The sequence below is a fragment of the Desulfobacter sp. genome, assembly GCA_028768525.1.
GTDB lineage: Bacteria > Desulfobacterota > Desulfobacteria > Desulfobacterales > Desulfobacteraceae > Desulfobacter.
This window is the reverse complement of the sequence record CP054837.1, coordinates 1,428,592-1,443,012: the sequence shown is the minus strand read 5'-3', so window position 1 is coordinate 1,443,012 and position 14,421 is coordinate 1,428,592. Positions and strand designations below refer to the sequence as shown.

At 47.0% G+C, this 14,421-nt stretch carries 13 protein-coding genes; 9 read left to right on the top strand and 4 right to left on the bottom strand.

Annotation, left to right across the window (positions count from 1 at the left end):
* Nucleotides 1–285 precede the first annotated feature (285 nt).
* The 7 genes from HUN04_06625 to HUN04_06595 all read left to right on the top strand — a co-directional run bounded on the left by HUN04_06625 (nucleotide 286) and on the right by HUN04_06595 (nucleotide 7,652).
* Nucleotides 286–1,617, top strand: coding sequence for a hypothetical protein (locus HUN04_06625; GenBank protein ID WDP89414.1), 1,332 nt, complete (start codon nucleotides 286–288; stop codon nucleotides 1,615–1,617).
* The gene (locus HUN04_06620; protein WDP89413.1) at nucleotides 1,596–2,576 is read left to right on the top strand and encodes a glycosyltransferase family 2 protein; all 981 of its coding nucleotides are present in this window, start codon (nucleotides 1,596–1,598) and stop codon (nucleotides 2,574–2,576) included. The genes HUN04_06625 and HUN04_06620 overlap by 22 nt, the downstream gene beginning before the upstream one ends.
* Entirely contained in the window at nucleotides 2,560–3,525 is a 966-nt protein-coding gene (locus HUN04_06615; GenBank protein WDP89412.1) for a class I SAM-dependent methyltransferase, read from the top strand. The genes HUN04_06620 and HUN04_06615 overlap by 17 nt, the downstream gene beginning before the upstream one ends.
* 131 nt (nucleotides 3,526–3,656) lie before the next feature.
* Nucleotides 3,657–4,475 carry a hypothetical protein gene (locus HUN04_06610; protein ID WDP89411.1) on the top strand — a complete coding sequence of 273 codons (819 nt, stop codon included), beginning with the start codon at nucleotides 3,657–3,659 and terminating at the stop codon, nucleotides 4,473–4,475.
* A 2-nt stretch (nucleotides 4,476–4,477) separates the two neighbouring features.
* The gene (locus tag HUN04_06605) at nucleotides 4,478–5,227 is read left to right on the top strand and encodes an FkbM family methyltransferase (GenBank protein WDP89410.1); all 750 of its coding nucleotides are present in this window, start codon (nucleotides 4,478–4,480) and stop codon (nucleotides 5,225–5,227) included.
* Nucleotides 5,224–6,486 (top strand): O-antigen ligase family protein, encoded by a 1,263-nt coding sequence (locus HUN04_06600; GenBank protein ID WDP89409.1) that lies wholly within the window; start codon nucleotides 5,224–5,226, stop codon nucleotides 6,484–6,486. Before HUN04_06605 ends, HUN04_06600 begins: the two co-directional genes overlap by 4 nt.
* A gap of 11 nt (nucleotides 6,487–6,497) precedes the next feature.
* Nucleotides 6,498–7,652, top strand: coding sequence for a glycosyltransferase family 4 protein (locus HUN04_06595; GenBank protein WDP89408.1), 1,155 nt, complete (start codon nucleotides 6,498–6,500; stop codon nucleotides 7,650–7,652).
* Here HUN04_06595 and HUN04_06590 read toward each other — a convergent pair.
* The 4 genes from HUN04_06590 to HUN04_06575 form a co-directional block, all read right to left on the bottom strand.
* Entirely contained in the window at nucleotides 7,621–8,685 is a 1,065-nt protein-coding gene (locus HUN04_06590) for a glycosyltransferase (GenBank protein WDP93185.1), read from the bottom strand. The two genes, HUN04_06595 and HUN04_06590, sit on opposite strands and share 32 nt — an antisense overlap.
* A gap of 93 nt (nucleotides 8,686–8,778) precedes the next feature.
* Nucleotides 8,779–9,507: a 3-deoxy-manno-octulosonate cytidylyltransferase gene (gene kdsB, locus HUN04_06585; protein ID WDP89407.1), complete on the bottom strand. Its 729-nt coding sequence runs from the start codon at nucleotides 9,505–9,507 to the stop codon at nucleotides 8,779–8,781.
* Nucleotides 9,508–9,512: 5 nt separating this feature from the next.
* Nucleotides 9,513–10,580: an iron-containing alcohol dehydrogenase gene (locus HUN04_06580; protein WDP89406.1), complete on the bottom strand. Its 1,068-nt coding sequence runs from the start codon at nucleotides 10,578–10,580 to the stop codon at nucleotides 9,513–9,515.
* Between the two features lie 13 nt (nucleotides 10,581–10,593).
* The gene (locus tag HUN04_06575) at nucleotides 10,594–11,781 is read right to left on the bottom strand and encodes a DegT/DnrJ/EryC1/StrS family aminotransferase (GenBank protein ID WDP89405.1); all 1,188 of its coding nucleotides are present in this window, start codon (nucleotides 11,779–11,781) and stop codon (nucleotides 10,594–10,596) included.
* A gap of 185 nt (nucleotides 11,782–11,966) precedes the next feature.
* Between HUN04_06575 and HUN04_06570 the strand changes: the two genes are divergently transcribed.
* Nucleotides 11,967–13,145 carry a radical SAM protein gene (locus HUN04_06570; GenBank protein ID WDP89404.1) on the top strand — a complete coding sequence of 393 codons (1,179 nt, stop codon included), beginning with the start codon at nucleotides 11,967–11,969 and terminating at the stop codon, nucleotides 13,143–13,145.
* Nucleotides 13,138–14,334 carry a radical SAM family heme chaperone HemW gene (gene hemW / locus HUN04_06565; GenBank protein WDP89403.1) on the top strand — a complete coding sequence of 399 codons (1,197 nt, stop codon included), beginning with the start codon at nucleotides 13,138–13,140 and terminating at the stop codon, nucleotides 14,332–14,334. The genes HUN04_06570 and hemW overlap by 8 nt, the downstream gene beginning before the upstream one ends.
* Nucleotides 14,335–14,421 lie beyond the last annotated feature (87 nt).

The window sequence follows — 14,421 nt, the reverse complement described above, 5'->3', positions numbered from 1 at the left end:
TAACATTAGGAGGTATTGATTTAAGACACTGTAAAAGAGGATTTGCATGTATTAAAAACCTCTCTAAGATTTCCCGTAACTAACTCTTAGTCAGTTGTCCAGAAATCCCGGTTTTTAGGCAAAAGCGTGACTGGATATTATTTTGACAGAGTATCTTATTCAGAGATAAAAGATGCATTTTGTGATAAATTGTTTAAACTATTTTTCGAAGACAGTGTATGAAACATAGTTGGTTTGAGTTAATGCATTTTTTTGTTGTTTGGGATTTGAACAGAAGGACATCTTTTGGGGCGTAATAAAAAAAATGAGGAATTATACCATAGAAAATGGTTGATTCTATCGCATTGTTTTAATATGGATGGAAGGGCAGCGAGTCAGACCATAACCGATAAAATTCCGTATCTTATGCGAGATGGGATCCAGCCGTTAGTCATTAGTGCCCCTACAGGGACAAAAGATAAAGCTTTTCCTCACTACCAAGTCATTTCTATGGCTCCATCCGGCTTCAATTTTGAAACTAGGAAAATAATAGAAAAAAAATATTTTAATAGTTCAAGAGCCCGGCTTTTGAAAGCATTAGTCACTATTATATGTTTACCTTTCCTACTGCTTGAAAAAATTTTTATAAATTTGGATAGCCACTGGTCGTGGTTTCTTAGCGCAAGCATTAAAGGATTTGGCCTAATAAAAAGAAACAAGCCCGAATTAATCTATACAACAGCAGGGCCTAGTAGTACCCATTTAGCAGGGTTTATCCTAAACAAACTGTTTGCAATTCCTTGGCTTGCGGAAATCCATGATCCGTTGATTTCTGATCATGGGGAGAAAAAATATCAACGATATGCTTTTCACAAGTGGCTTGAGAAGACAGTGTTTGAAAATGCGTGTGCCGTTTTTTATTTTACACACAGTGCATGTGAACGGGCTGAAGCGCGTACCGGTATATACGGGAAAGGTCATGTCTTACGCCCTGGCGCCTCTCCTCCGAGTATCAAGAAGGTGAGGTATGAGAAGCGCAATCAAATTCACTTCGGTCACTTTGGATCTCTGGCGGAGGATCGGAATTTGTATATTTTGATGGCGGTTCTCGGCGCTCTTTTTGATGAAGATCCGGCCTTGAGAGAGAAGGTAGTTTTAGATGTTTATGGGACAGCCCTTGACGGTATTTCTAGAGCCGCGGTAGATAGATTTTCATTAGAAAAAGTTGTTTGCGAACATGGTCGGCTTGAGTTTGACCACTTCACCGGTAAAACTGGTCGACAGCGGGTGTTTGAGAAAATGCACCTTTGCGATGTTCTCGTTTTGGTTCATGGAGAGTCGAAAATAGGTGAAGAGTATATCCCTTCAAAACTCTATGAGTATTTATTGGTCCGAAGACCTATTGCCTGCATTGCATCCAAGCGCTCGGAATTAGCCTCTTTGATGTGCTCTATCGACAATCCTGTGTTAGATTCGGATGATTTTGAAGGAATTAAATCCGGGATTAAAATGTTGATTAATGCTTGGCGTAAAAATGAATTGAATAGAGCGAGGCCCTCTGCCTCACTCTTTACCGTCGAAAGAGCAGTTGAAAATATAATAGGAGTTGTTGAAACGTGCCTCCCAAAACCAGCATAATAATTGTCAGTTATAATAATTACGATGAAACAACGGGCCCCTGCCTGGAAAGTCTCTTTGATGATGAGTCCAATTCTGAATTTGAGATTATTGTGGTTGATAACAACTCCAAGGACAACACCGTTGAGATGTTGAAAAAAAAGGCATTGAAGCATACTAATCTTAGTTTGATTTTAAATATAGAAAACCGGGGATTTGCGGGCGGCAATAATGATGGTGTAAGGAGGGCAAAGGGTGATATTGTTGTTTTATTAAACAGTGATACAGTTGTTCCTCCCAATGCCATTGGAAAACTATCTTCCTTGCTGGATTCAAATCAAACTTGGGCGATGCTGGCGCCTGTCACCAATGAAGCCGGAAATGAACAGAAAATATATTCAGAAGCTTCAGATTTTAAGAAAATTATAGAAGATGGACATTCCTGGTGCCGTCATTCCAATGAAGATTGCTTTGAATCACCACGTCTGGATTTTTGCTGTGTTGCAATCAAGAAAAATATTTATACTCAACTTGGTGGGTTAGACGAATCTTTTGGATTAGGATATTATGAAGATACCGATTTTTCATTAAAGGTCCTTAAAAAGGGATATAAGATTATGATTACAGAGGGGGTTTTCATTTATCATAAGGCTGGTAAAAGTTTCTCGAGTCACGCTCAGCGCCGCGTTCACAATTTGATGAAGGCAAATAGAAAATTGCTAAAGGCGAAACACCCAGAGGGATTCCAACTTTATCATATAAGGGAATGCAACTTCAGTATATTAAGAGAATATGTCAAACTTCAAGAAGAAAACAAACTAAATCGTGATATTTGTAAAAATATTTATTACCGGTTTATGAGAAGGTATATGATGGCTAAATCGTTCTATCCGACAAATCCGGTCAAGAAAATAAAATATAAAATGGCATTAAACTCAGTGATCAAAAAATTCAGGAAATGTAATGGCGAGTTCGTGTAGAATTTGTGGCGAATCTTCAGATTTGTTGATTCATAAACTATGTGAAACCATGTACGGCATGGATGAAACATTTGAATACTTTGAATGCACCCATTGCGGAACATTGCAGATTAAGGATATCCCAGATGACCTTGGGCGATATTATGATGAATCTTACAATTCGTTCCAGAACCCGCCGAAACTGAAAGATAATAGGGTCAAAGCATTTTTAAAACGAGAAAGAGCAAAGGCATGTCTCGGCAGTAACGGTTTTTTTCGATCTGTATTGCAAGCAGTTTATCGCCCCCCTGAGTATTTTGATTGGTTCAAAGGGGTTAACGTAGACCTGGATTCAAATATACTTGATGTCGGGTGCGGGGCCGGTAATTTTTTAATTCGGTTAAAGAAAGAAGGTTTTAAAAACCTTTACGGGTTGGATAAATATATCTCTAAAACAGTCGTTTATGAAAATGGGGTGTCAATTCTGAAATCAGATCTTGAACAACTTGATGGAAGATATGACTATATAATGCTCCATCATTCCTTTGAACATATGCCAGAGCCAGAACGTGTGTTGAAAAAGTTGTTTGAGCTCTTAAGGAATGATCGTTTTGTAATGATCCGTATACCTGTTTTTGGGAATTTCATATGGCAGAAATACAAAACCGATTGGGTTCAATTGGATGCGCCCCGTCATTTGTTTTTGTATTCTGAGAATAGCATGAGATTACTGGCGGAAAGCGCAGGGTTCAGCGTTAAGAGTATAGTGTACGATTCCAATGAGTTTCAGTTCTGGGGAAGCGAGCAATGTAGGAAAGATATTGCTTTATTTGACAAGGAATCATTTGCTTATTCTCGTAAAAAAAGTATTTTTACAAAAAAAATGATAAATAAATTTAAAAAATGGTCTATTACCCTGAACGAATTTAAGCTTGGAGATCAGGCTTGTTTTTATTTATACAAACAATAACCCTTTATTGGTTATTGTTGCTTTTAGATACAATGCAATCCGAATTCGTTAAAAATAGAAGGTAAAATTTGAGTTGTTTGTTTTCGATCTTTTGTAAGTCATATGCGCCCGATATTGAACGGGTCGTCAAATTGGCTGATAGCCTGGAAAAGTACAATGTAGATAGGATCCCGTTCTATCTATCATGCCCGTGCAAAGAACTGCCATTATTCCAAAATAGGCTGCAAGGCTACAATGTAAGGCTTCTAACCGACGAAGAGATATCAAGCAAAACTGTGGGGGGAGAAGAACACCTTCAAAAGAAAGTTGAAAAACTTCCGCCCCATTTAGTTCAACAGTTGATCAAAGCGGAATTCTGGAGAATGGAAATAAGTCCAAACTACCTTATTATTGATTCAGATTCTTATTTTATTCGTCCATTTTTTTTAAAGGACTTTTTGGTTGACGATTATACGCCATATACAATTTTGCATCAATCTAAAGATCTGCTCAGTTTTGCAGCCCGCCAGGGGCGAAAAAATATTATAAAAGACTATTATGAATTGAGGGAACTCTTCAAAGATATTTTTAAACGGACAGGGTGCTGTTTTGATTTTGGTCCGACACCAGTTGTTTGGTCTTCCAGAGTCTGGCGGGCGTTGTATGAGGAGTATGTGGTTCCAAACAAAACCAATATGATTGAATTGATCTCTAATTATCCATGTGAAATACTATGGTACGGGGAATATCTTTTAAAAAGCAGAGTCATTCCCATCATACCTTTAGAACCATTGTTTAAGGTCTATCATTATAAAAAACAATTTGATGAAAGCATAGGACTTGGAGAAAATGAAACCGTACTTTCAGAAAACTATTTAGGTATTGTAGAACAGTCTAATTGGAGTACTGATAAGCAAAATAGAATTGGAACTAAGAGTTTTTTTAAAAAAATTTTTAAACGGGGTGTATGATAATGGAATTGGGAACAAAATTTTTGTTCAATCTTTTGTTGAGGTTTATAAAGCCGTCTGTAATTTGTGATATTGGATCGATGGATGGATCCGATGCTTTGAGGTTTAAAAAAATACTTCCCACGTCTCAGATCGTTATCTTTGAAGCAAATCCAGATAATTATGCGCAGATCGTTGGCAACCCATTTTTTAGCAATGAAGATATCTCCATATTCAATGAGGTTGTTTGGAATGAAAATGGCCCAAAAGAATTTTTCATTCAAGAAGCGTCTGACCAAGAAGGAAAGGATGAGCACCTCCGTGGAATGAGTTCTGCTTTCCCAAGGACACTTGAAAAAGAGCCGGCGAAGATTCAACTAAATGGAGTGCGAGTTGATTCGAAAATGGCTGAAATGAAAGTCAATGGCAGTATTGCACTTTGGATAGACGTTGAGGGTGCCTCTTATGAAGTGCTTCAAAGCATTACAAATGTCCGGGAGCAGGTCAAGCTTATCCATGCTGAGGTTGAAAATGAGGCCTTTTGGGAAGGCCAGAAAACAAGAGAGGATGTAATTGCCTTGGCAGACAAGATGGGATACGTCATGTTGGGCCACGGCAGAAATAAAGAACAGCATGATATTGTTTTGATTGATAAGGATTTGTTGGCTCGTTTTCCAAGAGTTGTGAAAATAATGACCTGGATTGCTTTTTTTAGGACAATCCGGTTAAAAGATTTTCCAACTAGTTTTAAAAAAGATGGTGAGTTAGGATGATATCAGAGCTTAAAAGGCTTAGGAAAATTGAATTAGAAATAGAAAAAGAGCGTATCGTATTATTTCTGATAATGGGGGGCCTCTTTTTTAACCCTTTCCCCCATAATAATTTTTTGGTGCAGTTATTCTTTTATTCAGCGGTAGGCATCACAATCGTATTAGCCAAAGAAGGCGGCGTTCAATTATATGTTAAATCTCCTCTGTTTTATCCTTTGCTCTTTTTTTCAGCGTGGTCTGCGGTCAGTGTCCTTTTTGCGCTGGATAAACCGGATAGCATCCGTGCTCTTTATTCGCATCTGATAAGGTATTTGCTTTTATATCTTGTCTTAGTAAATTTTATTCTCAGCCAGAGAAAACTCATTCTGCTTTCTGTTTGTATTGTTGTTTCAGAGTTTATTTTTACGCTTTGGCTTTTAATCTATTTTTATCTTATGCTAGGACATGGAATTCATACACGCTTGTGCCAAGGGTTTTCTGCTATTGCTATTGATATTGTGCCATTCGGAATGATTATGGGTATCATATTGGCTGGTTGGTTGTTTCAGATTAGTCGAAAAATGTGGTATCGCATTCTACTGGTGGCAGCCATTCTGGTTTTATTGTCAGGTGTATTGTTAACACATTCAAAGGGTGCTTTTTTATCATTGTGTGTCGCACTGCCGATCCTTTTTTGGAAAAATAAAAAAACATTGTTTGTTATCGCAGTAGCCGTTGTCTGTATCACTTTACAAACCCCTTTAAAGGATAGAATTAAGCCCTCGAAATTATTCGAGGACCATGCCAGGATGGCATTGATTTTTTTCTCGCTTGAGATCATAGAGGATCACCCTATTGTCGGAACCGGATTTTCTTTGGATACCTATAGAGATCCCGATTTAATAGGCAGGGATAAATATCTATTTAGGATACCCGAACAGTATCAAACTAACGAGCATTTTTTGTGGCCTCACAATATGTTATTGAATATCGGTGTAAGGACCGGAGTTACTGGAATTTTATTTTTTTGTGGAATTTTTGCATTTTCCATTAGCACATGCATTAGGCTAATTTTATACGGGAAAAATGAATTTATAAGAAGCCATGCCGTATGTTGTATTGCCCTTATTTTAATGTTTTTCGTCAATGGCTTGGTGCAACCTGTTTTTGTTCATTTTCTAGATACAGTTTTTTATACTATATTGGCAATGATAACTATAATATGGAAAATAAATGAGAACATTGAAATTTACCCACCTGAAGGCGATATGTACCCTATATAGGGCTGACCTTAATGAAAAAAGCACTGCGCATTGCCCTAATCATTAAAAATTTTGTGGCCACAGGCGGGGCTGAACGGTATGCCGTTGAAGCCGCGCAAAGAATGGTGGAAAACGGGCATGAGATTGATCTGTATGCCAGGGAAATTGATGGGAGCCTGACCCGGGGGATGACCGTTTTCAGGATTCCTGAAAAAATGATGTTTTCCAGTGTCCTTGCCCTGCATTCCTTTTCCAGGGGGGTCTTGGCCCGGATGGAGGGAAAAATGTATGATGTGGTCCATTCCCACGATAAGGGATGCCGTGGTGATATCTCAACGATTCATACCTTTTCATTCATGCGGGGCATGGGAACCATGTCCCTGTTGAAAAAAATTAATGAGTTTTTTATTTCGCCCAGGGCCTGGCTCTATATTCACATGGAACGGCAGCAGGCGTCATCCAGCCGCCTGGTAGCCGTTTCAGATGTGATCCGTGAGGATCTTCAGGATTGCCACCGGCGTTTTGGCGGCATTAGCGTCATCCCTCCTGGGGTGGATATTGATGTGTTCTCTCCTTTGAAAATTGCTGCCATGCGGGCGTCGGCCAGGCGGGAACAGGGACTGGCACCCGATGAGACCGCCGTGCTTTTTGTGGGTTCCGAATTCCGGCGCAAGGGGCTGGACAACCTTATCCCTGCCATTGACCGTGGAATGAAACTTTTTGTGGTGGGACGGCAGGAAAAAATGGAGCATTACACCCGTCTTGTGGCGGAATACGGGCTGGGCGATCGGGTGGTGTTTACCGGTCTGACGGATAATGTACTCCGGTATTACGCCCTCGCAGATGTGCTGGTGCTACCCTCCCTTGCAGAGGCCTTCGGTATGACCGTGCTTGAGGCGATGGCGTGCGGAATCCCGGTGGTTACCTCCCGGGCTGCCGGGTGTTCATGCCTGATTGATTCGGGGCGGAACGGCATTGTGTTTGATTCACCGGACCAGCTTCCGGGGATATTGAAAGACCTTAAAAACAAGACGGTTAGGGATGAGATCGGCCGGCAGGGCAGGGAAACAGCAAGCGCCCATACCTGGGATGAGACTGCGGCCCGGTATGAGCGCCTGTATTACGAAATTGCAGAAGAAAAAAAGAGCGCCAGGCTTAATTGTAATGAAGTCTCCGCTCGATCTTGACCTGGCGAAGCCTGTATATCCTGATAAGATCCCGTCCCATGGCATCCATGGTGTATTTGTTTTTTGCCACCTCCCTGGCCACTGCCGCCCTTTTTTGGGCTGACGTTTCATCTGCCAGGGCCGCTTCCGTCATTTTTGCCAATTCAGAATCATGGCCCGGAGTGAACAAAAGTCCGGTTTTCTCATGGGCAATAATATCCCTGATGCCTCCGCAATCGGCGCCGATGACCGGACAGCCGGCATACAGGGCTTCCAGCATTCCCAGGGGGACACCCGGGTAAACGGCCGGAGGCTCCGGAAAGAGTAAACAGTCCAGGGCACGGTATAGGGCCCAGCAGTCTTCTTCTGTACCGGGGGCGTGGTGAATCTTTCCGGCCATCCCCAGTTCGCTGGCCAGTTGGGCCATCCGCTCCTTGTTTTTGTTTTCTGCCTTTTCAAAGAAAACCAGGTGGCGGGATGCCGCCCGGGGGCTTAGTTTAACCGCTTTAAACAGAGCAGCCAGGGCCTTTGGCTCAGGAACCTTTCCAAGAATCCCAATGAACCGGGTGTCCACGGGGAGCCCGAAATCGTGGGCCAGATTTTTTCTTGCATCATCGTTTTCTGGCAGGCCGTCGGGTTCAGAAATCCCGTCGGGGATGGAAAAAATTTCCATCTCAGAGAGGTTGAAGAGATCCCGGAGGTGCCGGGTGGTATCATTGGCCGTGGTAAAGACGTAATGGCTGAGCGTCTTGTAGATTTTCCTGTTGGCCCAGGTGTTTTTCAGGGCCCCGCCGGTGTGGCGGGTGATGATCCTGCAGGGAACCCCTGTTTTCTGGGCGGCTTTCAGGGCGATCCTGGCATCGGCCCGGCCGTGGCAGTTGACCACAAAGGGTTTTTCATTGGCAAAGATCTGCCGTATCCTGCCGTATTCGCCTACCTGGGCCAGGGTCTGAAAGGAGAGGGGATGCACGGTGATTCCCTTTTCCCTGGCCTTAAGGTAGAGGGGGCTGTTTAACGGCGCAATAATGATGACCAGGTGCCCCTGTTCCTCCATCCAGACGGATTCGCTGAGGATTCTTTTTTCCGTATCCCCCCACTGGGTCCGGGCGGAGGTGTGGATGATTTTATAAAATGATCTCCGGGACAATCAGGAAAGCCTCGCTTCGATGCGTTTGATATCTTCGGGCAGATCGATTTCCGGGGAGTCATAGGGGGAAACCACCACCTTGATGGCATACCCGTGTTCCAGGATTCTCAACTGCTCCAGTTTTTCCACCTCTTCGCAGATACCCGTGGACAGGGTGATGATCTTGTCCAGAAACCGTTTGGTATAGGCGTAGAACCCCAGGTGCTTGTAATAGTCCACATCGGTCTGGCCGTCACGGGGAAAGGGGATCTGGGCCCGGGAAAAGTAAAGAGCAGACCCATTTTTGTCAAAGACGACTTTCACATCCTTGGGATCGGTGATCTCCCTGGGATCTTCAATCCTATAAGCCAGGGTGGACATGGAAAGGTCTTTCTCCGTTTCAAAGGGGCGGATCATGTAATCCAGGCACCGGGGATCGAATACCGGCTGGTCTCCCTGGATATTGATAAGAATTTCATCGGGACCCAGGCCCAGCAGCTCTGCTGTTTCAGCCACCCGATCCGTGCCGGACCGGCAGGTGTCCGAGGTCATGAGGGCTTCTCCCCCGAAGGACTCCACGGCCTTGACGATGCGCTGGTCATCCGTGGCCACCACGGTACGGCTGACCACAGATGACTGCTGCGCCTGTTCGTAAACCCGCTGGATCATGGGTTTGCCGGCGATTTTTACCAGGGGTTTTCCTTCGAGTCTGCTGGACCCGAATCGTGCGGGTATGACGGCTACGGGCATGGCGTCTACATCTTTTCGAACAAGGAACGGGCCTTGTCGCGGGTCATGATGGTTTTCCAGTCCCTGCCCAGGCAGTTTTCCCAGAGGGGATCAAGGCCAAGGGCCACAGTGATCATGGTTTCCATCTGCTCATCGGTGAGGCCGGAAGTCAGGCCCCGGGGAATATCCACTCCGGTCTTTTCCATCATGGTCCTGAATTCTTTTACCCCGTCAGCGTAATATTCGTCCAGGGTGTCGAAGGTGATGCAGCAGCCCACCCCGTGGTGGGTGCCCAGGACATAGGAAAGACCGTAGGAGAGGGCGTGGCAGGCCCCGACCTGGGAATAGGCGATGCTCATTCCGCCGAAAAAAGAGGCCATCATGAGCTTGTCGTCTGCGTCAGGATGGTTGTCCAAAAATACCTGGCGGCAGAGGTCCAGGGATTTTTCTCCGTAGGCCTTGGAAAATTCGTTGAGGTAGGTGCCCTCAAGGGACTCGATGCAGTGGATATAGCAGTCCATTCCCGTGTAAAAATGCTGGTCTTTGGGCACCCCTTTAATGAGTTCCGGGTCCAGGACCACCTGGTCGAATACCGTGTAGTCGGAGTTGAGTCCCAGTTTCTTTTCAGGGCCGGTGAGCACGGCGGTTCTGGATACCTCGGCCCCGGTGCCGGAAAGGGTGGGCACGGCGGCATGGTAAATGGCCGGGTGTTTAATCAAATCCCATCCCTGGTAAAGGGTGGAGGAGCCTTCATTGGTGAGCATCAGTGAAATGGCCTTGGACAGGTCCATGGATGAGCCGCCGCCGATGCCGATAACGGCGCAGGGCAGGGTGGGGCGCAGCCCTTTGACTTCCAGGGTCAATGCATCCACATATCCGGTCTTGGGCTCGTCATCCACATTCACCCATAGGATGTGGTCGTTGGCCTGGGCGGGAATCCGTTTTTCCAGCGCCTTGCCCTTGAATACATCATCCACCACAAAAACGGCCCAGCTATCCTTCGCGGTCCGCTGGTTTCCTAAGATTTCATCCAATTGGTTAAAACATCCCCGGCCGAAAATCACGTTGGGGACGAGTTTGAAATTTCTAAACATCGTATATCTATCCTTAATTTTTAAATGCGTTGTAAATGGCCTGGATGCGCTGGTCGATTTCTTCCTTGGTCCAGGAGAGCATGATCTGCATGGAAAGGGTGCGCTTCATGACATTTTCAGTCTGTTCCAGCACCAGGTTTTTATAGTCGGGCAGATTCTCAGCCAGCTCAAAAGCAAGGGGGGCGGACCGTTTCATGTCCTGAAGGTGGTGCCATTTTTTGTAGTAATGCCAGTTGTTGTCATACCAGTAAGGGCAGGGCACACCATTTTCGGCCAGTTTTTTTGCCATTTCCCGGGCCCGGTTTTCCGTGGGCAGAAAAAAGCTCAGGAATGTGGCGGAATCCCCCGTGGGATCGGGCAGATACCTGAAGGTGACATCCCCGATGTCGGCCATGGCATCCTTGATGGCGGCCTTGTTTTTTCTCTGGGTGTCAATTATCTGATCCAGTTTGTTGAGCTGGGCCAGGCCCACGGCGGCGTTGAGTTCGGAAATCCTGAAGTTGGTGCCGATGATGGGATGGTCGTCGGCGCCCCGGTCAGGGCCGCCCAGATGGTCGTGGCCGTGGTCGGCGTATTGGTCGCACCGGCTGTAAACATCCCCGTCGCTGGTGATGATACCGCCGCCTTCGCCGCAGGTCACGGTCTTTACCGCGTCAAAGGAAAAGCAGCCGGCCAGGCCGAAGGTGCCCAGGTGTTTTCCCTTATAGGCGGCCCCCAGGGACTGGCAGGCATCTTCAAGGAGGATCAGCCCCTTTTTATCGCAGAAGGCCTTGATTTCATCAATTCTGGCCATGGCGCCGCACATGTGCACCGGTACCACAGCTTTTGTTCTGGGAGAAATGAATTGTTCCAGGCGGTCGGGATCCAGACAGAGGGTTTCATCGATATCGGCAAAAACCGGTACCGCACCGGCGTGGATCACTGCCTCAAAGGTGGCCACAAAGGTAAACGGCGGTACAATGACCTCGTCTCCGGCACCGATGCCGCAGGCGGCCAGGGCCGTGGACAGGGCGGCGGTGCCGGAAGAGCAGAGGTGGCTGAAACCAGCCCCGGTGATATCTGCCAGTTTTTTTTCAAATTCCAGCGCCTTGAAATGGCCGTTTCTGGCGCCCTCAAACCCGTATCGGAACAGGACCCCTGTTTCCAGTACATCGTTGACCTGTTTTCGTTCTTCATCTCCGAATATTTCAAAGCCGGGCATGGCCGCCTCCTTATTATTTATACTTATGTTTGGTACTTACTATAAAAGTATGAATAAATATCACACTCCAGGCGCTGTTTTCAAGCCGGATCCAAATAAATTGACTTTCGGTTTTTCAATGTTTATAAGACATTGTAATGATAAACAGCGGATACGCTTAGACAATGACGCAATAAGAAGCAAGCATGCCGGCAAAAAAAAACAGACCCGATAAAAAAAAAGATGCGTACAGGGGATTTGAGCAGGGGCCCATTCGCCCGCCTTCAGAGGCGTATAGCCTGTTGCTGCGGCTGACCCGGAACTGTCCCTGGAACCGGTGCACCTTCTGCCGGGTGTATAAGAACAGGAAATTTTCTTTACGGTCCGTCGAAAATATCATCCGGGATATCGATCTTATCCATGGCTATATTTCAGAGATCCGCAAGGTTGTTATCCCGGGGCTGATTCCCGACCACAAGGCCGTCCACGGGGTGTACAAAAATGTCGACGTCAAGGACCGGGTCGCCTTTAATGCCGCCATGAACTGGTATGCTTCGGGCATGGCATCCATTTTTTTGCAGGATGCCAATTCCATGATCATGAAGCCCGGCGACCTGATTCAGGTCCTTGAACATATCCGCCGCTGTTTTCCTGAAACCAAGAGAATCACCTCCTATGCCAGGAGTCACACCATCCTCAGGATAAAATCCAATGATCTCGCGGTGATGGGGCGTGCCGGCCTGAACCGGATTCATATCGGCATGGAATCCGGCTCCGACCTGGTATTGAAGCGCATCAAAAAGGGCATCGACAAGGCCGGGCATATCAGGGCCGGTCTCAAGGTAAAGGCCGCGGGAATGGAGCTCTCCGAATATGTGATGCCGGGACTGGGCGGCATCGACCTCTCCGTTGAACATGCCCTGGAAACCGCATCGGCCCTCAACGCCATTGACCCTGATTTCATCCGCATCCGGACACTGGCCGTTACCCCGGGAACCGTGCTGGCCGAACAGGAGGCCGAAGGGGGGTTCGAGAAGCCCAGCGATGCCATGATGGCCAAAGAGCTGAGGCTTTTTCTGGAAAGTCTGGACCATATCCGGTCCAAAGTGAAAAGCGACCACATCCTCAACCTCTTTGAAACCCTGGAGGGGGAGCTTCCCGGTGACAAGGACAAGATGATCCGTATCATTGACCGTTTTTTCGACCTCTCCGCCCAGGACCGGGTGCTCTACCAGGTGGGGCGGCGCATGGGGTTTTTCAGGGGGCCGGAGGATATGGCTGACAGCCCCAACCTGGAGCGGGTCCGCCAGGCCTGCGAGGATTTCGGCGTTACCCCGGACAATGTGGACCACATCATTGACCAGCTCATGAAGCGTTTTGTCTGAACACATTTATATCCATGTGCCTTTCTGCCTTAAAAAGTGCAGATACTGCGATTTCTATTCGGAAACGGATCTGTCCCGGACCTCGGATTATGTCCCGGCCCTGGTGGAGGAGATCCGGTTGCGGTCCCAAAGGCCCGGCCGCCGTGACCGAACTGCTGTGAAGACAATCTATTTCGGTGGGGGGACCCCGTCGGTTCTGTTGCCTGCCGCCATTGAAAAAATCCTGGAGACGGTATCCAGATATTATTCCCTTGCACCCTCCGCGGAAATTACCCTTGAAGCCAACCCCGGCACCTTGGACCGGACATATCTGAAGGCCCTGCGGAAGGTGGGGGTCAACCGTCTGAGCCTGGGAATCCAGTCCTTTGAGGATGGGCGGCTGGCACTGCTGGGACGGATACACACCGGGAGCCGGGCGGCCCGTGCCATTGATGCGGCCAGGGTTGCCGGGTTTGATAATCTGGGGCTGGATTTGATCTACGGGCTTCCCGGAGAAGCCGAAGGCGACTGGCAGGAGGAAATGGACAGGGCGCTTTCATTTTCCCCTGAACACCTCTCCTGCTACATGCTGACCCTGGAACCCGGCACTCCCCTGTACAGGTCGTGGGAAAAGGGGCTCGTCACTCCCATGGGCGGCCCGGCACAGGTGGATCGTTTCCGGTTCACCTCCATATACCTGGAAGCGGCCGGTTTCAGTCACTATGAGATATCCAATTTTTTCCGGGAAAAAAAATGGGAGTCCCGTCACAATTCAGCCTATTGGAAGATGGTTCCCTACGACGGTTTCGGCCCCTCGGCCCATTCCTATGGTATTCGGCTTGGACGTGCCGGGGAGGTCGAATATGTCCGGTCCTGGAATGTCTCTAATCTAAATCAATATATATCCGCATTAACCCGGGAATGCCTCCCCGTTGGGGATCATGAATGCCTGACCCCGGGCCAGCAAATGCTGGAACGGATCATGGTCGGGCTCCGCAGATCAAAAGGGATTGATATCCCAGCCTTTGACGCATTGCCGGGGGCCGGGTTTCAACGCGATTTCAATATCTTGGCAGATCGCCTGGCAGAGGATGGGCTGGGGCGGTTTTCCAAAGCGGGAGACGCATTTGTCTTGACATTGGCGGGCTGGGCCCGGCTGGATAGTATTGTGGAGGCATTTGCCAAGGAACTGCCAGACGATATCTCCTGAATTGGAACCCGGTTTGATCCAATGATTGCAATTTTGCGACCCTTTTTTTGACGCCATGTGTTCGATTGTATCTTTTATCTTGCTGAA